Origin of the sequence: Cobetia amphilecti, from assembly GCF_032923285.1 — a bacterium.
GTDB classification, from domain to species: domain Bacteria; phylum Pseudomonadota; class Gammaproteobacteria; order Pseudomonadales; family Halomonadaceae; genus Cobetia; species Cobetia amphilecti.
The window spans coordinates 2,203,144-2,226,937 of the sequence record NZ_CP136695.1 but is presented as its reverse complement, the minus strand read 5'-3'; the positions used below and the strand labels follow the sequence as shown (position 1 = coordinate 2,226,937).

At 60.0% G+C, this 23,794-nt stretch carries 17 protein-coding genes; 7 read left to right on the top strand and 10 right to left on the bottom strand.

From position 1 onward, the window contains the following. The first annotated feature begins 86 nt into the window (after positions 1 to 86). From R1T44_RS09580 to R1T44_RS09570, 3 genes are all read left to right on the top strand, one after another. A complete protein-coding gene (locus R1T44_RS09580) occupies positions 87 to 1,559 on the top strand; it encodes a di-heme oxidoreductase family protein (protein WP_153635677.1) in 1,473 nt (490 codons plus the stop codon). Between the two features lie 16 nt (positions 1,560 to 1,575). Continuing rightward, on the top strand, positions 1,576 to 2,751 hold the full coding sequence (locus R1T44_RS09575) for an imelysin family protein (RefSeq protein ID WP_172978655.1): 1,176 nt from the start codon (positions 1,576 to 1,578) through the stop codon (positions 2,749 to 2,751). Positions 2,752 to 2,843: 92 nt separating this feature from the next. Next, positions 2,844 to 4,010 carry a DUF1513 domain-containing protein gene (locus tag R1T44_RS09570; protein ID WP_172978654.1) on the top strand — a complete coding sequence of 389 codons (1,167 nt, stop codon included), beginning with the start codon at positions 2,844 to 2,846 and terminating at the stop codon, positions 4,008 to 4,010. Positions 4,011 to 4,159: 149 nt separating this feature from the next. On the opposite strand, the gene R1T44_RS09565 is transcribed toward R1T44_RS09570, so the two are convergent. The 3 genes from R1T44_RS09565 to R1T44_RS09555 all read right to left on the bottom strand — a co-directional run bounded on the left by R1T44_RS09565 (position 4,160) and on the right by R1T44_RS09555 (position 11,104). After that, positions 4,160 to 6,085 carry a TonB-dependent siderophore receptor gene (locus R1T44_RS09565; protein ID WP_240548795.1) on the bottom strand — a complete coding sequence of 642 codons (1,926 nt, stop codon included), beginning with the start codon at positions 6,083 to 6,085 and terminating at the stop codon, positions 4,160 to 4,162. 579 nt (positions 6,086 to 6,664) lie between these two features. Beyond that, positions 6,665 to 8,422 carry a multidrug ABC transporter permease/ATP-binding protein gene (locus tag R1T44_RS09560; protein WP_153635673.1) on the bottom strand — a complete coding sequence of 586 codons (1,758 nt, stop codon included), beginning with the start codon at positions 8,420 to 8,422 and terminating at the stop codon, positions 6,665 to 6,667. Between the two features lie 234 nt (positions 8,423 to 8,656). Beyond that, complete coding sequence (locus R1T44_RS09555; RefSeq protein ID WP_317291920.1) at positions 8,657 to 11,104, bottom strand: DNA polymerase II; 2,448 nt, start codon at positions 11,102 to 11,104, stop codon at positions 8,657 to 8,659. A 216-nt stretch (positions 11,105 to 11,320) separates the two neighbouring features. Between R1T44_RS09555 and R1T44_RS09550 the strand changes: the two genes are divergently transcribed. The 3 genes from R1T44_RS09550 (at position 11,321) to R1T44_RS09540 (ending at position 15,411) form a co-directional block, all read left to right on the top strand. Further along, the gene (locus R1T44_RS09550) at positions 11,321 to 12,712 is read left to right on the top strand and encodes a sensor domain-containing diguanylate cyclase (protein WP_317291919.1); all 1,392 of its coding nucleotides are present in this window, start codon (positions 11,321 to 11,323) and stop codon (positions 12,710 to 12,712) included. A 252-nt stretch (positions 12,713 to 12,964) separates the two neighbouring features. Then, a complete protein-coding gene (locus R1T44_RS09545) occupies positions 12,965 to 14,056 on the top strand; it encodes a GlxA family transcriptional regulator (RefSeq protein ID WP_242007781.1) in 1,092 nt (363 codons plus the stop codon). A 128-nt stretch (positions 14,057 to 14,184) separates the two neighbouring features. Next, a complete protein-coding gene (locus R1T44_RS09540; RefSeq protein ID WP_317291918.1) occupies positions 14,185 to 15,411 on the top strand; it encodes a TauD/TfdA family dioxygenase in 1,227 nt (408 codons plus the stop codon). Positions 15,412 to 15,498: 87 nt separating this feature from the next. Here the strand turns inward: R1T44_RS09540 and R1T44_RS09535 are convergent, their stop codons facing one another. The 7 genes from R1T44_RS09535 to R1T44_RS09505 all read right to left on the bottom strand — a co-directional run bounded on the left by R1T44_RS09535 (position 15,499) and on the right by R1T44_RS09505 (position 22,421). Continuing rightward, a complete protein-coding gene (locus R1T44_RS09535; RefSeq protein WP_153635669.1) occupies positions 15,499 to 15,945 on the bottom strand; it encodes a hypothetical protein in 447 nt (148 codons plus the stop codon). Positions 15,946 to 16,054: 109 nt separating this feature from the next. Continuing rightward, complete coding sequence (locus R1T44_RS09530; protein WP_153635668.1) at positions 16,055 to 16,786, bottom strand: c-type cytochrome; 732 nt, start codon at positions 16,784 to 16,786, stop codon at positions 16,055 to 16,057. 200 nt (positions 16,787 to 16,986) lie between these two features. Further along, positions 16,987 to 17,397: a hypothetical protein gene (locus R1T44_RS09525; protein WP_153635667.1), complete on the bottom strand. Its 411-nt coding sequence runs from the start codon at positions 17,395 to 17,397 to the stop codon at positions 16,987 to 16,989. Between the two features lie 208 nt (positions 17,398 to 17,605). Further along, a complete protein-coding gene (locus R1T44_RS09520) occupies positions 17,606 to 18,388 on the bottom strand; it encodes a copper resistance protein B (RefSeq protein ID WP_084589316.1) in 783 nt (260 codons plus the stop codon). A 9-nt stretch (positions 18,389 to 18,397) separates the two neighbouring features. Next, on the bottom strand, positions 18,398 to 20,350 hold the full coding sequence (locus tag R1T44_RS09515) for a copper resistance system multicopper oxidase (protein WP_153635666.1): 1,953 nt from the start codon (positions 20,348 to 20,350) through the stop codon (positions 18,398 to 18,400). A gap of 84 nt (positions 20,351 to 20,434) precedes the next feature. Beyond that, positions 20,435 to 21,769 (bottom strand): ATP-binding protein, encoded by a 1,335-nt coding sequence (locus R1T44_RS09510; RefSeq protein WP_242007780.1) that lies wholly within the window; start codon positions 21,767 to 21,769, stop codon positions 20,435 to 20,437. After that, positions 21,747 to 22,421: a response regulator gene (locus R1T44_RS09505; protein WP_153635664.1), complete on the bottom strand. Its 675-nt coding sequence runs from the start codon at positions 22,419 to 22,421 to the stop codon at positions 21,747 to 21,749. Before R1T44_RS09505 ends, R1T44_RS09510 begins: the two co-directional genes overlap by 23 nt. Positions 22,422 to 22,727: 306 nt before the next feature. Here R1T44_RS09505 and R1T44_RS09500 point away from each other — a divergent pair, with 306 nt between their 5' ends. After that, positions 22,728 to 23,534 (top strand): sulfite exporter TauE/SafE family protein, encoded by an 807-nt coding sequence (locus tag R1T44_RS09500; protein WP_153635663.1) that lies wholly within the window; start codon positions 22,728 to 22,730, stop codon positions 23,532 to 23,534. Positions 23,535 to 23,794 lie beyond the last annotated feature (260 nt).

Below are 23,794 nucleotides of genomic sequence, written 5' to 3'. Positions count from 1 at the left end.
TTGATGCGCGTCTGCTGATTCTTTCAGGCTGCTGCGCAGCACCGGAAGAACCTGCAGCCTGACCGCGCAAGCCAGGACCTACATTGATGCCACACGTCGTCCCGAAACACCCCACACTCCACGCGTTGTCTCTCGCCATCACGCTTGCCGCCCTGCCGCTGGGCGTAGCACAGGCCGCCCAGCCAGCGCTGACCGTGAGCGCGTATCTGGCCGAACTGCCATTGCAGGTCACCGACAGAAGCGGTGGCGACGGCAGCGTGCCCAAGCACGACACCAATGCCTACTCCCTGCCGGCCAAGAACCTGAGCTTCGATCAGCGCCTGTCCTTCAGTGTCGGCAACAGCTTCTTCAAGAGCCCCTGGGTGATCGCGCCCGCCAGCACCACCGCGCGCGATGGCCTCGGCCCGCTGTTCAACACCAACGCCTGCCAGAACTGCCACGTCAAGGATGGCCGCGGCAGCCTGCCGGCCGAGGGCGATCCCTCGGTGGGCCTTTTCCTGCGCCTGGGTCTGCCGGACAGCCACGAGGACAGCTGGAGCGATGAGGAGCGAGAATTCCGGCGTATCGCCGGGGTGATGCCGCATCCTGTCTATGGCACCCAGCTGCAGAATGCCGCCGTGCCCGGCATCGAGCGCGAAGGCCGCATGCAGGTGGATTACGAGGATGTGACGGTGACTCTGGCGGACGGGGAAGTCATCGCGTTGCGCAAGCCGCGCTATTCCATCGTCGAACCCGGCTTCGGTGACCCGGGCGCCATCGCGCTCTCCCCACGTCTCGCCCCCGGCATGGTGGGGCTGGGGCTGCTCGAGGCGGTCAGCGACGAGAACTTGCTCGAGTGGGCCGACCCGCAGGATGCGGATGGCGACGGCATCAGCGGGCGCGCCAATACTGTCTGGTCACTCGCCGAGCAACGCGAGGTCATGGGCCGTTTCGGCTGGAAGGCCGGTCAGCCCGATGTGCGACAGCAGAGCGCCAAGGCCTTCGCCGGTGACATGGGGCTGACCTCCCATCTGGTCAGCTCCACCGACTGCACCCCGCTCCAGAAGTGCAAGACATTGCCCGATGGGGGGGAGATCGAGGTCGACGACAACGTGATGGACAACGTGGCCTTCTACTCGCGCAATCTGGCCGTGCCCACCCGACGTGATATCGATGACCCGACGGTGCGCCAAGGCGAGCAACTGTTCCGCGAGCTTGAATGCGCCAGCTGCCACCGTCCTCGCCTGACCACCCAGTCCGGCGGCGTGGCGGAACAACTGGCCGAGCAGACGATCTGGCCCTACAGCGACATGCTGCTGCATGACATGGGCGAAGGACTGGCGGATGATCGCCGCGAATTCGAGGCCAGCGGCCAGGAATGGCGCACGCCGCCCTTGTGGGGCATCGGCCTGGCCCAGACGGTCAACCCTGCCACGGGCTTCTTGCATGATGGCCGTGCACGCACCCTGCTCGAGGCCGTGCTCTGGCATGGCGGCGAAGCCCAGCCAAGCCGCGATGCCGTCGTGGCCCTGCCGACTGACCAGCGTGAAGCCCTGTTGCGCTTCCTCGAGACTCTCTGACAAGGAATACCCGTTCATGCCCCGCGCCACCTTCACCCCAGCTGCAACCCCGATGAAACCTGCCCTGCGCAAGACCTCGCCCCTGGCCCTGATGGCCTGTGGCATGACACTGCTGGGCGCCGCGCTATTGCCTACGAGCACACTGGCGGCGACGGACTCTTCTGCTGCCAACACAGACGCCGCCACAGACACCAACAGCGCAGCGGCCGTCAGCCAGTTTGCCGCTGACACGCTGAGCGAGGCGCACCAGCTACTTGCCAGCCGCCTGCAACAGCTCGCGCAGCATACTCAGGCGTTCTGCTCCGCCGAGGGTGACGTCAGCCTCGACACCCTCAAGCAGGACTGGCGCAGCGCCATGCTGGGGCTGAATCAGGTCAACTGGGTGGAAATGGGCCCGATCCTGCAGAACTCGCGTCAGTGGCAGCTGTATTTCTGGCCGGACAAGAAGGATCTGGTCGCGCGCAAGACCCGCGCCCTGCTCGCCGGTGATGTCCCGATCACGGTCGAGAGTCTGGCGGAGCAATCCATCGTCATGCAGGGGCTGGGCAGCGTGGAGTATCAGCTGTTCGATGCCCGCTATGCCGACTCGCCCCTGACGGCCGACTCGCGCCGCTGCGAGTTGATGACGGCCAACACCGCCTACGCCGCCAATACCGGCAAGACGCTGCGTGATGAGTGGCAGCAGTTCGCACCGCAACTGGCCGAAGGCACTGGCGCCTTCAGCGATTCTCGTGACGCCGTGCTGTCTCTGGTTCGCGCGCTGACCGTGCAGCTGGAAGCCATCAAGGACCGCAAACTGCGCCGGCCGATCGGCCTCGACAACGGCGGCACGGCCAACCCCTATGCGGCTGAGTCCTGGCGCGGCGGCATGGGGCTTGCCAACATCGCGGCGACCCTGGCGATGATGGAACGCCTCTGGCTCGGCAATGACGAGGCCGCTGGCATTCAAGGCTACCTGAATGGCCAGGTCGACCCGCGCATGGTGGCCTCCACCACCAGCGATTTCGTCGATGCCCGGCAGGCCTTCGCCGCCCTGCCGGATGACCTCGCCGGCATACTGCGCGATGACCCGCGCAATGGTGAGCTGCAGCAGGCCATGATCCATGTCGAGACCTTGCAGGCCGGTTTTGCCGACACGCTCAACCCGGCGCTTGGCCTGTCACTGGGCTTCAACAGCACCGATGGCGACTGATCAGGGCGGGGAATTGTGAATGGCAGTGGCGAATGGTGAATTGAGAGCGGCGAATGACAACTGACAAGGGGCCAGGCGAGATGCCTCACGGCATGACAGACACACACGCAGCCGACGCCCGCCAGCGACGTCAGCTGCTCAAGGCGTTGGCCTGCACGCCCCTGATGGGCATGCCCGGCGGCATGGCCGTGGCGGGCGGCAACAACGCCGCCAGTGCCCAGGGGCGCGAGCCACTCGGTGTGGCCATCTCGGCATGTGACGATGACACAGGGCAGCACTTTGCCAGCTGCACCAGTTATCAGGGAGTGGAGCGCTGGCGCCAGCCGATACGCCAGCGCGCCCACGGCGCCACCCGACATCCTCACAAGCCGTGGGCGCTGATCTTCTCACGGCGTCCGGGGACGGAAATCAATGTCTTCGACCTCGATAGCGGTGAGCGGATCGCACGCATCGAAGCCGCACCGGACCGCCACTTCTATGGGCATGGCGTATTCAGCCCGGATGGCGGCCTGCTCTACACCACCGAGAATGCCATCGCGCCCGGAGAAGGCCGCATCGGCATCTACGACGTGAATCGCGACTTCGCGCGGATCGGCGAGTTCGCCAGTGGCGGGATCGGCCCGCATGAAATTCGCCTGCATCCGGATGGCCAGCAGCTGATTATCGCCAATGGCGGGATCCTGACGCGGCCTGACACCGGTCGGGTCAAGCTCAACCTGGACAGCATGCAGTCGAATCTGACCTTGCTCGACCGTGTCTCGGGTGAGGTACGATGGCAAGGCGAGCCCTCCCATCACCAGCTGTCATTGCGCCACCTGGACGTCAGCCGTGAGGGCACCATCGTCGCGGGCTATCAGTACCAGGGCCCCGCGGCGGACCACCGCCCGCTGGTGGTGATGAAGCATCCCGGCAGTGACCGCTTGCAGGAACTGCCGTTGCCGCGGGAATACGTCCCACAATTCAAGCAGTACATCGCCAGCATCGCCGTCTCCCCCGATGGGCGACTGGCCGTGGCGACCGCCCCGCGCGGCAATCTGATCACGCTCTGGAATCTCGCGACGGGAGAGCTGGACACGACTCTGGACTTTGCTGACTGTGCAGGCGTTCTAGCCGTGCCGGCCACGCAGCAGACGCCGGCAGGCTTCGTGGTCAGCAATGGTCGTGGCGAGTGGCTGCTGATCGATGAGGAGGGGCTGCCGGCGCTTGGCCCGGTGCGGCTGGCGAATACCCACTGGGACAATCACTTGGCGCTGATGTAGCAAGCGGTAACCATGCCCCAAACGCGCATGTCTCAAGATGACAATGCCTCAGGAACGACAAGGCCTCGCAGGTAGCTGCCTGCGAGGCCTTGTCGTTGATAGATTGCCATGCTCTCACGAGCATCAGCACTCAAAAGCAGCCAGCTGCCTCAGAAGTGATAGGTCAGACTCCCGATGATGCTGCGAGACTCTCCGTAATAGCACCAATAACTGCAACTGGCGACATACTCCTTGTCGGTGAGATTGCTGACATTGACCTGCGCACTCAACTCGCGAGTGAAGTCATAGCCGACCATCGCATCGAACAGCAGATAGTCGGACACGGTGGCATCGCCATCCACTGATTCGCCGACATAACGGGCACCCGCCCCCAGACGCAGCCCCTCCAGGGCACCACGCTCGAAGGCGTAATCCAGCCAGCTGGAGGCCTGATGGCGCGGTATCAGCGGGGCACGCACATCGTTTTCCAAGCGTGCATCGGTATAAGTGTACGCTGAAGTCAGTTTGAGATGGTCCGTCAGATAACCGACCATCTCCAGCTCGAAGCCACGCGACTGGCGTTCCCCTTCCTGAACCTGAAAACCTCCGGTGGTGACAAGAGTATTGTCCTCGGTGAGTTCAAAGACGGCAGCCGTAAGATACCCATCCCAGCCCGCAGGCTGGTACTTGGCGCCCAGCTCCCACTGACGACCTTCGCGAGGCTCATAGAGCGAACCGCGATCATCGGTCGCGCTGATCGGCTCGAAGGATTCGGTATAGCTCAGATAAGGGTTGAGGCCGAAGTCACTCAGGTACATCACCCCGCCCGACCAGCTGATCTCGTCATCATCGGAGCGCTCACGAGACCCCGTCGTCTGATTGACGTTCTCGGTCTCGGCCTGGTCGTAGCGCACCCCCGCCAGCAGTACCCACTTGTCGTCGATGCGCAGCTGATCCTGCACGTAGAGACCGATCTGCTCCTTGTCGATATCGCGCCGCGTGATCTGTTCATCGCTCAATGCGGTGTAATTGCCGTATTGCGGATCAAACAGATCGATCGGGTCGCCGAAGGCATAGTCATCCGCTTCCTTGCCCGACAGGCTCAGATTCTGATAATCCACGCCCAGCAGCAAGGTGTTCTCGGTGCGCTCGCCATACCATTTGCCGATGGCCCGGTTGTCGACGGTATAGCTGTCGATGGTGCCCTCGCGGTACAGAAGCCCCCGCTGACCTTCGCGCGCCGAGGACTGATAGAGGATGTAGCTGCTGATCAGGTCGAGATCCAGCTGGCTATAGCGGAAATCCTGCTCCAGCGCCCAGGTGTCGTTCACTTGATGGCGCAACTCATAGCCCAGGGATGTCTGGGTACGCTCATCCTTGTCATACCCCGGTTCACTGTAATTGGTCTGCGGGTCCACCTTGCCGAACGGCGTATCATCATTGGTGCCATAGGCCAGCTTGAAAGCGTTGGTAGGTACGCCATCATCCTTCTGGAGGCTGGCGAGTAGCGTCAGCTGGGTCGCATCCGAAATGTCCCAGGTCAGGCTCGGTGCGAAGTAGTAGCGCTCGTTCTCAGTATGATCCAGATCCCCATCACGTTCGCGATACAGCCCTACCAGACGATAGCGCACATCCCCGTACTCGCTCAGATAACCACTAGTATCGAGCCCCGTCTGGCGAAGACCGCGATTGCCGATCTGCAGCTGCAGTTCCGTCTGGGGCTCATCGGTCGGGCGCTTGCTGATGGCATTGATCAGACCGCCAGGAGGCGCCTCCCCATAGAGGATGGAGGAAGGCCCCTTGAACAGATCGACCCGCTCCAGGCCCCAGGTCTCCGGCAACCACTGATAGAACCCTTCACGGTAGATGCGCAGGCCATCCTGATAGGTGGATTGATCAAAGCCACGCACCTTAAACCAGTCGGTATTGTTATCGGATCCATAATGGCCAGACAGGACGCCGGCACGGTAGCGGAAGGTTTCATCGAGCTGCTGGACGTTACGCGTGTCGAGCTCTTCGCGATTGACCGTCGAGACCGGACGCGGCGTCTCCACCAGCGGCGCATCGACTTTCAGTGCCGTTCCGACCACGACCATGGTGTCATCGGTCTCGGCGGCCAGCACGATGGCGGACTGTGACAGGAGCCATGCCGCGATGCAGAGCCGTATGGTGTGAGACAGTGGGGCTTGTGACAGAGCGGCATATGAATACGGTGCAGGTGCCGGCCGGGCAGCTGCCTGTCGTGATGATAGGTATCTTGGCATGTCGTGTTCCCTTGTAACGATCGTTTATGGTCAATCTCCCCTTCCGTCTCGTGGCGTCTCTCACTGGCACGCTCATATCCAATGCGGAATGGAATTAGGATGATTCGTATTCAACAAATGTAATTTGCGGTGACACACCGTTCTGCATGCACCTGCATGCAATCCCGAGAATGGCGCGTCTTACCGACTGCAACACCCCGAAGGCGATTCACTCTGCAGCCGGACATCATCCCTGACACATCACATGAGACCGTCTCCTGGGCTCACGTCCTGGCGTTGCGACTTCTTGCGCCTGCTACCTGCATCGCGTCTTCCATCTTCGTCCATGTTCTTCTGCCCAGCGCTCAGACGATGCCCAGCCCGTGTGACGTCTTGCAGGGCATCGGCAGGTATGCGCTTTCGTCTTCCCGGTCACGCTTCATCCAGGCGCGCCACAGCGTCCCGACTGATACGATCACGCTGGGCACCCGACAACTCCTGCAACTTGCCGGCGCGCATCTCGAACAATCTATCCGCTTGCCCGAAATAATGATCATCGTGACTGATGGCGAAGACCGTCTTGCCCATCTCGCGCAGACGCGGCAGCAGATCACGATAGAAGATGCGGCGGAATTGCGGGTCCTGATCTGCCGCCCATTCATCCAACAACACGATGTCGCGACGCTCTGCCACTGCCATCAACAGCGCAAGTCGCTTGCGCTGCCCTTGAGACAGCTCGGTATTGATCACACGGTTTTCCTCAAGCACCAGCTTCTCGCGCATCTGCAGGTAGTCGACCCACTGCGCGATCAATGCCGGGTCTGCCGGCCCACCGGTCGGACCCAGCAGGCGATCGAACTGATGGAAATCAGTGAAGACCGCCGAGAACTGCTGACGCCAGGCTTCCCGCTCGTCTTCGCCTATCGGGTGCCCGTCCCGCAAGAGCGTGCCTGAGCTTGGCCGATAGAGGCCGGTCAGAAGCTTGGCCAGGGTCGACTTGCCACTGCCATTGCCACCGATCAGGAAGACCAGCTCTCCGCGCCTGAGGGTAAGATCCAGCGGACCGACGCAGAAGGCCTGCGTGTCATTGTTCGCAATGTCCTGTCCCATATTCTCGCGGCCGGCGTAGCGAAAGCAGACACCCTGTAGACTCAGGGTCTGCCAGTCAGACTCGGCCGAAGTGCCTGCGGTTGAATCATGTCCGCGCGGCTCAGGATGTCGAGGAGACGCGAAATCGGCGTTGACCGGTGCCAATGCCAACTTGCGCAGCTTGGCAAAGGCCACATCAGCCCCCAGCAAGGTGGGCAATGCCCCCACGGCCTGGATCAAGGGCGTGCGCAGAAACAGCAGAGTCAAGGAAAAGGTCGCGGCGACTTCACCACTGGCCCATCCCAGGCCATTGGCCAGATAGAAGACAATACCGATGGCGCCCAGCATCATGATGTTGGAGAAGTTGACGGCGCTCAGGTGGTAGGTGTCCGCGCGCACGACGTGATGGCGATACTCACAGGCATTGACACTGTAGCTGGTGTCGAAATAGTCACGCGCACGTGGACGATTGAGCGCCAGCTCCTTGCGCCCGTCGATGACAGCTTCATAGTCGGCATAAAGGCGACTCTCCGCTTCACGCACCTCGGCCAGGTGGCGATAGACTCGCGTGACCATCCAGCTGCCCCCCATAATGGTCAAGGTCACCCAGATGGCGGTGATCAACATCATGCCGAGAGACAACCAGCCAAGATAGAACACGGCTCCTAGGGTCAGCACGATGCCTTGTACCAGTTCTGGCAGGCGCACGAACGCCAGGGTGATGTTGCGGATGTCACTCGAAAGACTCGCCAGCAGGTTGGCGCTGCCGAGCTGCTCGAGCCGCTCGATATCAGTATCGAGGATCTGCTTGACCAAACGCCCGCGCAGTCCATGCACGAAATGATGCCCCAGCGTCGTCAATGCCAACTGTGCCCCCAGCGTGATCGCAAGCAACAGCAGAATCAGCCCAAGAAACTCCGGAAGCACCCCGACATGGGCCGCAAGCCCCTCGTCCAGGGGGACGGTGGCAGAATGCGCGATGAGTCGCTGGTTGATATAGGCAATGACACCGATGCCTAGCCCTGCACTGACAAGGCTCAGAAAGATCACACCAAGAAAGGACCAGCGATATTGGGTAAGAACCACTTTCAGTAACGTCACACCTGCTCCCGGACATCATGGCAATCAGACCGCCACCAAAAGGCGGCGACGCAGGTCATGTGACTGCGCCGAAAGAGAATCTTACGGCGCGCATACTTTAATGCAAGAAATAATGAGAAATATTATCACTACGGAATAACGACTATAGATGCCGTCGCGCGCCCCCCCCCTCTTCTTGCACCACTCCCCGATAGGAACACCCCCGCTCATGGGCCACTCCTGTGGCCGTAAGCCTCACCACAGCATCATCTGACGATCCAGCAGCCGATCGAAATCATCGTCGACGAACGGCAGGATGCCATCGGCGACGGGCTTGAGCTGACGACTCAGGTAGTGCTCGACATCAATGGGCGAGCGCAGATATTCGACGGGTTCCGGGCCGGAGGTGGTCATCACATAGCGAATCCAGCCGCCGCGCTGATAGCGTAACGGCAGGCCCCGCCGGCGGTTCTCGTCATCCGCCAGACGCGCCGCACGGACATGGGGCGGCACGTTGCGCTGATAATCGTCGAGCTTGCGCCGCAGTCGCTTGCGGTAGATCAAGGCCTCGACATCCGTGGTGTCCGCCGCGCCATGGGCATGGCGTTGCAGGTAATCCTGCACGTAGCCTTTCAGATACTCCTGATAGGGGCTGCCTTCGAAGATGCGGCGATAAAGTCCCTGCTGGAAGGTCTTGGCCAGCGGCGTCCAGTCGGAACGCACCGACTCCAACCCCTTGAACACCAGTTCCGTCTGGCCGCTGCAGCCTGTCTGTTGCAGTCCGGCGTAGCGTTTCTTGCTGCCCTCTTCGGCCCCGCGAATGGTCGGCATCACGAAGCGCTGATAGTGGGTCTCGAACTGCAGCTCCAACGCGCTGTCGAGATCGAGACTGTCCTTGAGATGCCGTCGCCACCAGTCGGTGACATGGGCCGCCAGCTCACGGCCGATCCGGCTCGCCTCGGCTTCCTCATGCGCAGCGCCCAGCCACACGAAGGTGGAGTCGGTATCGCCATAGATGACGCGATAGCCCTGCGCCTCGATCAACTCCACCGTCTGCTGGATGATCTGATGGCCACGCCGCGTGATCGAGGACGCCAGCCGTGGATCGAAGAAACGACAGCCGCGTGATCCCAGCACGCCGTAGAAGGCATTCATGATGATCTTGAGCGCCTGGGTCAGCGGGGCGTCACCCGCCGCGCGGGCGGCGTCACGTGCTTGCCAGATCTCGGCGACGATGCCTGGCAGACAATGTCGATCACGCGAGAACCGCGCGCCGAGAAAGCCGGGCACACCGGCCTCAGGGGCATCATCCGAGCTGTTCTCCGACCCACGCAGCCCTTCGATCAGGCCCAGCGGGTCGATCAGGAAAGTGCGGATGATGGAGGGATACAGACTCTTGAAATCCAGCACCAGCACCGAGTCATAAAGCCCGGGCTGGGAATCCATCACGAAGCCGCCGGGGCTGTCCTCCCCCACCACGTCTCCCAGATTGGGCGCGACCTTGCCCAGCCGGTGCAATCTCGGCAGATACAGATGCGTGAAGGCCGCCACCGAACCACCGCTGCGATCTGCCTCAAGCCCCGTGGCTGCCGCCCGCGCGAGCAGAAACTCCATCAGTCGCGTCTTCGTGAAGATGCGCGTGACCAGCTCGCAATCCTTGAGGTTGTAGCGCGCAAGGGAAGGCTTGTCCTCGGCGAACATGCGCAGAATCTCGTCCAGCCGGCCATAGGGGTCATCGATGGCCTTGCCTTCCTGCAACAGCTCACGCGAGACATTCTCGAGGCTGAACGACTCGAAATGCCAGAAGGCTGACTTGAGCGCCTCGATGCCATCCACCACCCAACGCCCGGCGATCTCGGCAAAGAAGTGCTCGGCCTGGCGGGAATGAGAGCGCCACTGCATCACGCTGGCGTCACGCCCCAGTCGCAGTGGCAGACCTTCGGCCTCTGACAGCCGCACCAGCATGCGCAGATCGAACTGGATGACGTTCCAGCCGATGATGACATCCGGATCATGCCTTGCGACCCAGTCCAGCAGGCATTGCAGCAACTCACGCCGGCTATCGCGGTACTCCAGCGAGAAATCGCGGCTGACGTTCTCCTCGCCATTGGGGGGCCCCAGCATGTACACCTGACGCTGTCCGCAGCCCTCGAGCGCGATGGAATACAGATTGCCCCGCGCATCGGTCTCGATATCCAGCGATGCCCAGCGCAGCGGTGGCCGATAGCCCTCAAGCGGTGTCAGGCGCGCATTCTTCACGCTGCCATCAGGCTGGCGCTCGCCGCGTGCCGTGACGCCTGCCGTGATGAAACGCTCCATCAGGTAGCGGTCCGTCGGACGAACATCCGCTTCATAGACGTCGACGCCAATCGCCTTCAAACGGCGCGCCAGCTGGCCCAGGGTGCGATATTCACGACAGTAGAGCCCCACCACCGGGCGATGGTGGAAGTCTTCCAGTGCCAGCGGACGCAGCTCGGCGCCGGCCTCAAAGCTCACCAGTGTCTGAGCCAGTACCTGCTGTTCGGCGGGCAGGAAAGCGACGACTTCCTGGGGTGCACATTCGACACGTACGGCGCCTTCGTCGGTGCGAATCCAGAAGCTGATCACCACCCCCTCGGGCGTGTCCCGCCAATGACGTGTCAGCACGAAGCCATGAAGTTCAACAGGAGCGTGGCGGGAATCTTCGGATGCGGCCTCTGGCACTGCATTACCTTTACGTTGAATATACGAATGCCGGGCAGGATGAGAGCAAGACGCGTCTGCATCCTCATACGATAATATGAATTCTGTATCGTACAACATCCGGCGTGAAGCCTGAGCTTGACGACGGAAATACCGTGCCTTCCCGGCGACAGGATGGATGTCTGCGGCAAGGAATGCCTCTCCCGAGATAGCGGCACCCCACAAGGAGCCTGCGTCATGCAACGCTTTGAGATGATTCAAACCCTGCTGGGCCAGATGCTGGGCCAGATCGACGACATCATCTTGCTTGCAGATGATCAGCGCCACATCACCTACCTGAATGACAGCGCGGTGAAGGCATTCGGCTACCCGCGTGAAGCGTTGATCGGCAAGCAGACACGTATGCTGTATGCCTCCAGCGATGAGTTCGAGCGCCAGGGGCAGAGGCGCTTTCGTGTCGATGCCCCGCCCGAAAAGGAAGGTCGAGTCATTCGCTATCGACGCCAGGATGGCACCTATTTCTATGGGGAGACGCTCGGCGGCCCCATCAAGGACCCCACCAGCGACAACATCTTCATGTTCGGGCTGATCCGCGATGTCTCACGCCGCGTGACGGCGGAACATACCCTCCACAGCCTGCATGCCATCACCTCATCACGAGAACTCAACTTCAATGCTCGCATCGACGAGCTGCTGAAACTGGGCTGCGCCCATTTCGGCCTGCCGATCGGTATCTTCAGCCGCATCAAAGGCGGAGATTATGTCGTCCAGCGTGCCTGTCACCCGGAAGACCTGCTGGAGCCGGGACTTAGTTTCTCGCTCAGCGATACCTATTGCGATCACGTCTACAAGGCCGATAGCGTACAAGCCTTCCATCATGTGGCAAACAGTGAAATCAGAAATCACCCCTGCTACGCCAACTTCAACCTGGAAGCCTACATCGGGGCGCCGGTGATCGTGGATGGTGAACGCTACGGTACCTTCAACTTCTCAAGTCCTGACCCTGTACCGCCCTTCACCGCTCAGGACATCGAGCTGGTACGTCTCATCGCCTTGTGGGCCGGCCACGAAGTCGCGCGTGCCAATGACATCAATGCCTTGAAGGCAGCTCATCAGGCGCTCGAGAAGATCGCGATCACCGATCCGCTGACCGGCCTCTACAATCGCCGTCATGCCCAGCAAGTACTGGATGACAGCATCGCGGCACTGGCCACCGCCGAGGTTGACCACCCCCTGTGCGTGGCACTGCTGGATTTCGACCATTTCAAGAAGATCAACGACAATCATGGCCATGACGCCGGTGATCTTGCCTTGCAACACTTGAGCGTGCTCGCCGAGGAGATTCTGCTGCCCGGCGACACCCTCGCCAGATGGGGGGGCGAGGAATTCCTGGCGATTCTGCCTGACTCGCTGCTCAGTGACTCGGCCACGCGCATCAACCTGCTGCGACAACGCATGAAGGACAGTGTCGTGGAATACGCTGGCCAACGTCTGCCCCTGTCATTGAGCATCGGGATGACCTGCCTGGAACCCGATGACAGTGCCACGCGCGAGCAGTTGATCGCACGCGCCGATGAAGCCATGTACGCGGCCAAGGAAGAAGGACGCAACTGCCTCAGGATGCTGTAACGCAATGATTCGTGAATTGCTCCGTCCTGCCTGTCCTGATCAGGAGCGCCAAGCAGGACGGAGCCCGCTCACCAAAGCCCGCTCACCAAAGCCCTCTCACCGAAGCCCTCTCACCGAAGCCCTCGCGCCGAAGCCCTCGCGCCGAAGCCCTCGCGTCATGCCATCCCCCCTCTCGCACTCAGGTAGCGAACACGCTAAGGTCAGGCCCATCCCCTACTGCTGAGCCACCCGACGTCGTCGTTGCCTATCCTCATGCCTTCACACGATTCCAGCGCTACGCCGCCCGATGCGTCCTATGCCTTCGGCCTTCCGGAAGACGGCGTGTTGTCTGACCAGCCCACCAGCATCGCGCCCTTGACCGCCACCCTTGCCTCGCCTGCCCCCGCTGACCGTCACCAACTCGGTATCTTCCTGCTGCCGGGCTTCGCGATGGTCGCGTTGTTCTCGATGATCGAGCCGCTGCGCATCGCCAATCGACTGCGCGGAACACGCCTGTATCAGTGGACACTCGCAAGCCAGGATGGCGCGTCGGTCAAGGCCTCCAACGGCATGGTGCTGCCGGTGGATACCGCACGTGATGACCTCGCCGCAGTGGACAAGCTGGTGGTGTGCACCAGCTTTGCCCCGGAAGCCTATCTGGAAGACCGCACCTTGCACTGGCTACAGGAGCGCTCCCATAGCGGCTGCCAGCTCGGCGGCGTAGACACCGGCTGCTTCGTGCTGGCGCGTGCCGGCCTGCTCACCGGCAAGACGGTGACGCTGCATTGGGAAAGCCTGCCGGAATTCAGCCAGCGCTTCGATGAGGTGGACGCCGTGGAGTCACTGTATGAAATCAGTGACGATGGCTTCTTCTGCGCCGGCGGCAGCGCCCCGCTGGACATGAGCCTGGAGCTGATTCGCCGCCAGCATGGTCAGACGCTCTATCAGGCGGTACGCGAACAACTGATTCTCGATCAGGGCCGCCTGCCGGCCAGCCGCCAGCGCGGCATCAGTCAGCAGACGGCCGATCTGGCCGACCCGCTGCTCAGGCGTGCGATCACGCGCATGGAGAACACCCTGGAGGCCCCGCTCAGCATCGAGGCACTCGCCGAGGAGCTCGGCCTCTCATGGCGCCAGCTGGAGCGCCGCTTTCAGCAAGGGCTCGGCTGCACGCCTCGCGCCTATCATGGGGAGCGTCGCCTGCTGCACGCACGCAGCCTGCTTCACGATACCCGCCATGGCGTCACCGATATCGCCCTGGCCTGCGGTTTCACCTCGCATTCGAGTTTCACCCGCGCCTTTCGCCGTCGCTTCGGCATTACCCCGACCCAGGCACGCCGTCAGCCACCACGTCCTCTGATGTGATCCACGCTCGATACCCGCAACGCGATGTCGAATTGGGCACAGTCGGTGTCGAATTGGGCACAGTAGCGAGCGCCGTGGGCTGCCATTCTGTCGGGGAATCGCTCACCTGACAGAAGGAAGGACTCTCCATGGCGCTCCCGATCACACCCGATTACGACAGCTGGCCAATTGACGAGACTCTCGTGAAGGTCGTTCACGAAGCACGCTATCTGAGCGTGACCTGGAGCGATGGCCGCGTCAGCCGTTTTCATAGTGTCTGGTTGCGCGAGAACGCCGCGGACGATACCACCGTCAATCCGGCGACGCGCGAACGCATTCTGGACCTCTCCCAGATTCCCGCCTGGCCGGAAATCGCCGAGGCCAGCATCGATGAGGACGGCGCACTCAGCGTACTGTTCACGCCAGAAGACCGCCGCCTGCGCTTCCACCCGGGCTTCCTGCGCGCCAATGACTATGACAACCAGGACGCGCTGCCGCCGGAACTGCCGCCGCTGACGCTCTGGCACGGTGAGCAGCTGGAACAGCCGCCGACCATCGATGCCGCCCGCCTGGCCGAGGCCGATCATGGCAGCGCGCAGGAGGCGGAGATTCTGTATCCGACCCTGCACGAACTGCTCGGCAAGGGACTGGTGCGCCTGCGCAACCTGCCGACGGAAGAAGGCGCCATCGAAAAGGTCGCCGAGCGCATCGGCTCGATCCGCACCACCAACTTCGGCCACCTCTTCAATGTCCGCGCAATCCAGAACCCGGATTCGAACGCCTATACCTCCATCGCCTTGCCGCCGCATGTGGACCTGCCGACCCGGGAATATCAGCCGGGCCTGCAATGCCTCTACTGTCTCGAGAACACCGTGGAAGGCGGCATGGCGGTGATGATGGATGGCTTCGCCATCGCGGCGGCGCTGAAGGAAGAACACCCCGAGGCCTACGCGACACTCACCACGGTGCACTGGCGCTACGCCAATACCTCGCGCAATACCGATCATGTCTGGTATTCGCCGATGATCGTGCTGGGTCAGGCAGGAGAACTGCTGGAGGTGCGAATCGCCGACTTCCTGCGCGGGCCGATGATGGCGCCGTTCGAGCAGACCGAGACCGCCTATGAGGCACTGATGACGCTACAGCGCATGTTGCGTGAGCCGCGCTTCGCCATGCGCTTCACCTATGCCCCCGGCGACATGGTCATCTTCGACAATCGCCGCCTGCTGCACGCCCGCGATGCCTTCGAGGGCGACAGCGGCAGCCGCTGGTTGCAAGGCTGCTACCTGGAACGTGACAAGGTGCGCTCTCGCTATCGCATGCTCAAGCGTGCCGAACGCGCCGAGCGGGTCGAGGAAGCTACCCAGACGGCGTGATTCGGCACGGCATGCCTCTGCTCGCGAATTGGCTCACACATCAGCTCACGCCGATGGCCGGCATGAGAATGAGAACGTGCGGGGGAATCAGGGCGTGCGTGGCGTGATGACGAGCGTGAAGCCGGGGTCCTGCGGGATCAGGGGCGGCAGACAACGCACCTCATGACCAGGCAACTGGCGGGCAAGACATCGGGTCAGCGTCGCAGGTTCACAGGCGCTGACCCATGCCGGCCTATCAGGCTTCTCGCCCCGCCAGTGGACGGCATGCATGCCCCATTCCGGCTCCAGCATGTGACGTGACAGGGTCTGCCAGGCCAGTTGATGGCGACCGCTGCCCGACACGATGCGCGTGGACAACGGCAGACGTTCGACATCACAGGCATCGATCACGATTCGCAGGCGTGGATGACGAAGAATCACCTCGACGAGTCTCGCGAGTTGCTCGCCCTGCTGCCAGTTGGCACTGATGCGACAGCTGATCGCCACGCAGGATGCCGGCGTCTCTGCCAGCACATCGAGAATGTCGCCGTGCACCACCTCTTCAAGCTGAGGCCGGCTCTGGCATCGTACGCCTGTCAGGCAGGTCATGTTGTTTGCGGCTGGCCGTGTACGTCACTTCCGATGCCTGATGCTGGCCCTGGCCTCAATGTTGATGCTCTGCATCATGTGATGAGTGAGGATGATCCTCAGCCCGGCCACTGTCCTTCGGCTCATGATTCTCTTTCGGCTCATGACTGCCCTCCGGCTCATGGCTGTCTTGTAAATCAGCAGGCCCATCAGCTTCCCTAGCGTGATGTGGTTGGCGGGTGTCATCGTCATGATGCGATGACGGTGATTGTGCAGTCTCGCCTCCGCCATGTTGATGACCATCACTTGCTGCCACAAGAGCCGTATAACGAGCAGCACTCATGTCCGGTAGCTCTTGCATGAAAGCGACCATCTGCCAGATATATTCATCCTGCATGCTCTTGCCCCATGCCGGCATTCCGCTGGCTTTTATCCCATGCTTGATGACCCAGAAGCGCTCTTCAGGCTCACCATGCATATCCGAAGATACAAAATTCGGTGGACTGGGGTAAAGCCCCTTGCTGAGCTCTGTCTCTTGCATGCCTGGCGCGAGATGGCAGGAGGCACACATCGATGCATAATTGCCGGCCCCCGCCACTTTCATGGCTTCATCATCGAGGGGTGGCGCGGCGATATCACTCGCGTGGCTTTCGATCGAACGTTCACGCGCCGTTTCAAGAATTCCATGGACCCATGACCCATGCGGATCATCTGCCGCGACACTGACGACGCCGGAGTAAATGACTCCGGCCCCTGCTGCCAGCAGCACCATGAATGCCAGACACATCCCCAACAATAATTTCTTCATGTCGCCCCCCTTTTAGACGGCAAGAATAGTCAATGACAAGGCTGTCAACCAAAGCGAAAAAAAAGGCCGACGAATGCCGGCCATCAACACGATCCAGAGTGACGCCTTATTTACAACACAACATCAATGAATAATTTTCAAATATCGCTCAGCAATTTACACTAAACCTATCATTGATCATCTTTCGCCATAACCACCTCTTATTCAAAAGCAACATTTAGAGAATAGCTACGCCCATTTTCGTCAGCCGAACCACTTATTGAATTTCCTGCGACCTCCAATTGGTAATAGCCTTCTTGGACATCCTGCTCCAGTGAAAAATGCCCATTATCATCAGAGGCTGTCGCGACGACATTTCCTTGTGGGTCCCGTAGCACAGCAGTCATCAGGTTGTTCTTACTCGAATCAGCTGCAAAATGTCGACTGCTGATCTTTAGAACTGCATCATGTTCAACGGCTATTTGGAAACGCAATGGCTTTCCAGCCACAAGTCCATATGTTTCTGAAACTCCAGCCGAAAGAGTCGGAAGACGGCTATGCTCATCATTGGCCTGCGTCACAGCGGTAAAAAAAGTCATGGTAGCAGCAAGTAACAGCGTTGATGTTTTCATGAAAATCATCTCTTTATGGGTTCACTTATCATCATGGCAACACAACCTGAAAACATCCTGAAAATGGAATAGATTATCATCACATTGTACAAAACCATAAGACATAGTCTCCCAATCAAAAGGCCATTCTGCATATTCATGTAAAACATGATCACGCAACTACACCACCGCTATTCAATTGAAAAATGTCACTGCCATCCTGACTCCTCTAGAACATCATGCGCACACCGACCACGACAGCCGTATCCTCCACATCCTCACCTTCTTCACGCTGCATATCGGCGGTTTCGCCATACTCTCTCTGCCAGTACATGCCGACGTAAGGCGCTACCCGCCGAGTTATCTCATAGCGTGCACGCAAGCCGATTCGTACTGAGTTGAGGCCCGTCCCAATCCCCTGCTGCCTGGACTCATTGGCAGCGAACACCATTTCACTACGTGGCTGTAGATACCAGCGCTGGGTCAGGCGCACATCATGTTCAAGCTCCAGGCTGGCAGTCACGATACCTTCCTCTCGGTACTGCACTGCGGCATCCGTCTCGATCCGGTAGGGGGCGGTCCCCTGAAAGCCGAAGACCCCATATACGCCTTCATCATGATCATCGTTGAACACACCACCCTGATAGCCAGCTCCAACCTGGAACTCCCAGAAATCGGCAACCAGGCGACTGTAGAGAAGCTCAAGGGATTCAAACTCGGCTTCTTCACCATCGCCTTGGACATTCTCCCCTTCTGACTTGAGATAGACGCGGTGGGTATCTCCGCCATACCAGGCCTGAAAATCCCACACCAGGGAGTCCTCTCCCTTGTCCGGAAGGCTATATTCCAGGCGATCGAAAACTGCGCTCCACTGGAGATGTTCGGCCATGGGCGATGGCCATGACGCCGGGGCATCATATCCATCCTGGGCAAATGCCTGGGAGGCACCAGCACTGGAGAATAGACATACCGTCACGCAGGCAAGACGAAATGAATGCTGACTGATTGACATGATGACTCCTCAGGAAACCTTTACGACACGGAACATACCTGCATCCATGTGGTACAGAAGATGACAATGGAAAGCCCAGCTACCTTCTGCATCGGCAGTGATCAACGCTGAGACGCGCTCACCGGGTTTGACATTCAAGGTGTGCTTGCGAGGGATCAGGTCACCGTGGCCATTCTCGAGCTCCATCCACATCCCATGTAAATGAATGGGATGCTCCATCATGGTGTCATTGATCAAGATGAGACGGAGGCGCTCATCTTTATGAAAATGAATAGGGCCATTGACTTCACTGAACTTCTTGCCATCGAAGGACCACATATAACGTTCCATATTGCCGGTCAGATGCAACTCCATCTCGCGCATGGGCCCACGTCTGTCCGGCCATGGTGAATAGGCCTTGAGATCCTGATAGACCAGTACACGACGCAGCGACTGGTCCAGACCGATTCCTGCCTGGTCATAACGAGCCCCTTGCTGAGCAGCACCCGCCATCAGCATGCCGCCCTGGGCTGCATCGGCTTGCAGGCCAGTCATCTTCGAATGGTCCATACCTGCCATCTGCGAATGGTCCATGCCCGCCATCTGCGAATGGTCCATACCTGCCATCTGCGAATGGTCCATGCCTGCCATCTTCGAATGGTCCATGCCCGCCATCTGCGAATGGTCCATGCCTGCCATCTTCGAATGGTCCATACCTGCCATCTTCGAATGGTCCATGCCCGCCATCTGCGAATGGTCCATGCCCGCCATCTGCGAATGATCCATGCCCGCCATCTGCGAATGATCCATGCCTGCCATCTGCGAATGGTCCATTCCAGCATGAGCGCCCATGGCCTCCATCCCGCGATCAGCGATCTGCCGTCGTTCAGGTACGGGCGCCTCCATTCCGGGGCGGGGTGCCAACGTGGCTCGCGCGTAGCCACTGCGGTCCATGGCTTCGGCGAAGATGGTGTACGCCTTGTCATCTTCCGGTGTCACCAGCACATCGTAGGCTTCCGCCACGGCAATACGGAACTCATCCACTTCAACCGGTTGCACTGGCTGACCATCTGCCGCCACCACGGTCATCTTCAAGCCGGGAATGCGTAAATCGAAGTAGCTCATTGCCGAGCCATTGACGACACGCAGACGCACTGTTTCCCCACGCTTGAATAGCGCGCTCCAGTTTTCTTCTGGTGAATGACCATTGAGAAGATATGTATAGGTACTGCCGGTGACATCGGCAATATCCCGTGAGCTCATGCGCATCTCTGCCCACATGCTGCGCGACTCGATCGTGTCCACCCAACCACCCCGTCGTACATCCGCAAAGAAATCAGCGACGGTGCGCTCCTGGTAGTTATAGTAGCCTTCCATGGTCTTGAGATTGCGAAATACGGACTTGGGGTCTTCGAATGTCCAGTCAGTCAGCAGCAGGACATGCTCACGATCATAGGTGAAGGCTTCGGGTGTTGCGGAGTCGATGATCAATGGACCTGCGTGGCCTTCCTGCTCCTGGAGGCCTGAATGACTGTGATACCAGTAGGTACCGCTCTGAGTGACAGGAAACCGGTAGGTAAAGGTTTCGCCCGGTGCTATCCCTGCGAAGCTGATACCCGGCACGCCGTCCATTTCCGGAGGAAGTATGATGCCATGCCAGTGAATGGAGGTTGGCTCATCGAGCAGGTTTGTCACCTTGATGACAGCATCCTGCCCCTCCTTCAAGCGCACCATGGGCCCGGGACTACTGCCATTGATGCTGATAGGACGAGCGAATTGCCCGGCAATGTCGATGTCTTCACGTCGAATGACAAGAGAGATCTCGGGCCCATGCTCAACCCCTTGGGAGTAACCTGATGTGCGCCCCCAGGGGTTGGCCCAGGCGGGTGCCACGCCTGACACCATTGCGCCCAGCCCCAGGGCAGAACCTCCCTTGAGCAACTGACGACGTGATACAGAAAATTCAGACGGTTTTGGTGCCATGGCCGTTGCTGCTCCCGAGTCATGAATGAAGAGTCATGACATGGATGAAGCCACGGCAAGCTGAAACGAACCTGAATGGAGTGCCTATTTGCGTGTGGGCAGATGCACCTCGGCTCTCAATCCCCCTGCGCCGGCTGTTGAGTAGCTCACGCAACCAGCGTAATGCTTGACGAGATGGGCAAGAATGGAGAGCCCCAACCCATAACCCGGGTGAGTTTCGTCCTGACGCCACCCACGCTCGCCAAGATGGGCCAACTGTGCCTGCGGCACCCCCGGACCATCATCCTCGACGCAGAGCACGATCTGGTCACTCTCTATCGTCAATCGGCATTGCACCTGATTGACAGACCACTTGCCCGCATTATCCAGCAATATGCCGAGCATTTCGGTGAAATCCTGTGTCTCGACATTCACCCAGCTATCCGCATGCTCATTAGATACGCCCAGACACTCCAGCAAGAAGGTACGCTGCGGATAGATCCCCTGGAACATCTCGATCAAGCGCTGGGCCTCTTCAACCGGGCGTGTTGTCTGACCGGCGCGCGGGCCAGCAATGCGGGCTCGCCTGAGTTCTGTCTCCAGCTGGGAATGAATCGTCTCTACACGTTGCAGCATCTTGCCACGACGTACCTCATTGATCGGTCGCTTGCCACGCAGCACCTGTGTCAGTGCCGCCAGAGGTGTCTTGAGCGCATGGGACAGATTCGCCACAGACTCTCGTGAGCGAGTCAACCTAAGATCAAACTCATCCAGCAAGGTGTTGAGCTGTGATACCAGCGCATCAAGCTCGGAAGGGGCCTCAAGCTCAATCCGCTTTCGATACCCGGACTGAAGTTCACTCAATTGATGGCGCAGGACACTCAACGGCTTGAGCCCCCGCCTTACCGCCAGCAGATTGAGTGATATCAGAATCCCCCACAACAGGATGGCGCTGGCGGCGATCCACCAATGAACTCGGGTCAAGCCCTGCTCCACTGGCGAGAAATTCTCGGCAATCAACAATTGCACCGCGTCCCCGCGGATATCGAAGACGTGCCGATAGACCAACAGTGGCTGTTGCTGAAACTGATGCATGAATAACGCATCCCCCTTGCCCTCAAGCAAAGGGAGCATCTGCGTCGGCAAGGCAGGCAACGAGGTACTGACCTTCTCCCCGACTCGCAACACATAGAAATGATGAAAGCTCAGAGATTCCTCACGGGCCGCTGCCATGAGCTGGGCAACAGGCCGCTCATCCTTCTTGAGCAAGGTGACGATATGCGATGCCTCATCCTTGAGACGCTCCCCAAGAAAGTCCTTCGCCAGCTCGTGGAGAAAGAAGCCATGCAGATACCAGGCAAACAACACCACCGCGAGGGATGCACCTCCCAGGCGGGTCAGCAGGCGAAAACGAAGGCTACGACGATCGATGTGAAACAAGCAGATACCCCTGTCCGCGGCGGGTCTGTATCAAGTCCTTGCCCAGGCGGCGGCGAAGGCGAGCGATATAGACTTCTACCAGATTGGGCGCCGCGGCGTCCTGCTCCAGGGCATATAGCTGATCCAGCAACTGTGTCTTGGAGTGCACTCTGTCTGGATGATGCATGAGGTACCGTAACAGGCGAAATTCGGTGGCCGTCAAGCTCGCCCACTGCTCTCCATCACAGCACACACGCTGCGCCTCTTCATCCAGCTGAATTCCGCTCACCTGAAGATACCCATGACTTGCCCCTTGACGACGCCGAAGCAGCGCATGAAGACGTGCCAGCAACTCTGCTTCATGAAATGGCTTGGTCAGGTAATCATCTGCCCCGCTGCGCAAACCGACGACCTTGTCTTCCCACGTGTCACGGGCCGTGAGAATCAGTATCGGAATATCCACCTGACCTTGACGCCAGCGCTTGAGCAAATCCAACCCGGAGCCGTCCGGTAGTCCCAGATCCAGAATGGCCAGCGCGTACTGCTCGGTTGCCATGAAGGCTTGCGCATCATTCAAATTGGAGGAGACATCCAGTCGATAACCATTGTCCTCAAGCAGCTCGGCCAGGCTTTCCGCCAGCAGGTCATCATCTTCAAGCAACAACAGCTTCATGCCAGCTTTCTCCTGATCCACAAAACACCCACTGAACACTGCGGCATATGGCTAAACCAACATGCCATGGTAAGCCTCACCATCCTATAGGGGAAAGCTGATCACTGGCTGAAAAGACAGCAACATGCAATCTCTCCACCACGCGAAGCCGCTCGAATCTCCCATGTGCTATTCAGCCACGTACGCTTGGCTGGATAGCGCCTCTTGGTCACGGTAGCCTTGCACGCCTGTCAGGCAGGTCATACGTCATGTCGGCTGCCTGACCCCCTATCCATCTTTATTGGCTATCTCCACAGGATGCCCGCAATGCTCGCCAGTCCCGCCGATTTTCCCTACCTCGCAAGCCTGCTTGAGGGCCTCGCGCAGTATTTCCCACTCTCGTTGCCTATCGTCTGCGCGTTGTTGTTGCTTGCCCTGCTGACGTCAGCCATGTCCGCTGCCGTCGGGGTTGGCGGCGGCACCCTGCTGATCATGTTCATGGCGCAGTTGATGCCTGCCGCTGCCCTGATTCCGGTGCATGGCATGGTGCAGCTGGGCTCCAACGGCGGGCGCATGGCGATGACGTGGCGCCATATCGACATGCGCCGTCTGCTGGCCTTTCTGCCCGGTGTGGCGCTGGGTGCGCTGGTCGCGGCCTGGGTATTGATCCGCTTGCCTGAAGGGGTGCTGGAGCTTTCCATCGCGCTGTTCGTGCTGTTCACCTGCTGGGGGCCGGCACTACCCAAGCGAGCTTTGAGCCGCACGGGCACCTTGATCGCCGGTGCCATCACCACCTTTCTTTCAAGTCTGATCGGTGCCAGCGGCCCACTGGTCGCAAGCTTCATCAAGCAAGGCGGCGGCGCGCGTCACACCAAGGTGGCGACCTTCGCGGCCTGCATGGTCGCGCAACACCTCACCAAGGCGTTCATCTTCGGTATGGCCGGCTTCGTCTTCCAGGAGTGGTTGCCCCTGATCGTGCTGATGATCGGCGCGGGCCTGATCGGCACCCGGCTCGGACTGCGCTTTCTGGATCGCGTCTCCAACCGGCATTTCGACGGCCTGTTCAAATGGGCGCTGTCGTTGCTGGCGCTAAGGCTTGCCTGGCTGGGGAGTGTCTCTCTGATCAGTCATTGATCCGCCGCCAGCCACGCTCTGATCCGCTTCTCGCGCATGGGACATCTGGCGGTTGCGCTGTTGATCATGACCGGTGCGCTGATGATCACAGCTTGCCCCCCTGTCCTCTCGACAGGGATGCCCCGGGTATCACACTCAGCTGGCCTTGTTGCCTGCTCCGCCCATCACGACGCGTCAGCATTACCCACCATCAAAAGCGCCCCGCTCAGGCATCAGGCTGAGCGGGGCGCTGCTTGTCATGCGTCAACTACAGATCAGAG

Coding starts and splice junctions, on each gene's coding strand:
- R1T44_RS09580 (WP_153635677.1), top strand. CDS start 87: ATGCCACACGTCGTCCCGAAACACCCCACACTCCACGCGTTGTCTCTC.
- R1T44_RS09575 (WP_172978655.1), top strand. CDS start 1,576: ATGCCCCGCGCCACCTTCACCCCAGCTGCAACCCCGATGAAACCTGCC.
- R1T44_RS09570 (WP_172978654.1), top strand. CDS start 2,844: ATGACAGACACACACGCAGCCGACGCCCGCCAGCGACGTCAGCTGCTC.
- R1T44_RS09565 (WP_240548795.1), bottom strand. CDS start 6,085: ATGGTCGTGGTCGGAACGGCACTGAAAGTCGATGCGCCGCTGGTGGAG.
- R1T44_RS09550 (WP_317291919.1), top strand. CDS start 11,321: ATGCAACGCTTTGAGATGATTCAAACCCTGCTGGGCCAGATGCTGGGC.
- R1T44_RS09545 (WP_242007781.1), top strand. CDS start 12,965: ATGCCTTCACACGATTCCAGCGCTACGCCGCCCGATGCGTCCTATGCC.
- R1T44_RS09540 (WP_317291918.1), top strand. CDS start 14,185: ATGGCGCTCCCGATCACACCCGATTACGACAGCTGGCCAATTGACGAG.
- R1T44_RS09530 (WP_153635668.1), bottom strand. CDS start 16,786: ATGAAGAAATTATTGTTGGGGATGTGTCTGGCATTCATGGTGCTGCTG.
- R1T44_RS09525 (WP_153635667.1), bottom strand. CDS start 17,397: ATGAAAACATCAACGCTGTTACTTGCTGCTACCATGACTTTTTTTACC.
- R1T44_RS09520 (WP_084589316.1), bottom strand. CDS start 18,388: ATGTCAATCAGTCAGCATTCATTTCGTCTTGCCTGCGTGACGGTATGT.
- R1T44_RS09515 (WP_153635666.1), bottom strand. CDS start 20,350: ATGGCACCAAAACCGTCTGAATTTTCTGTATCACGTCGTCAGTTGCTC.
- R1T44_RS09505 (WP_153635664.1), bottom strand. CDS start 22,421: ATGAAGCTGTTGTTGCTTGAAGATGATGACCTGCTGGCGGAAAGCCTG.
- R1T44_RS09500 (WP_153635663.1), top strand. CDS start 22,728: ATGCTCGCCAGTCCCGCCGATTTTCCCTACCTCGCAAGCCTGCTTGAG.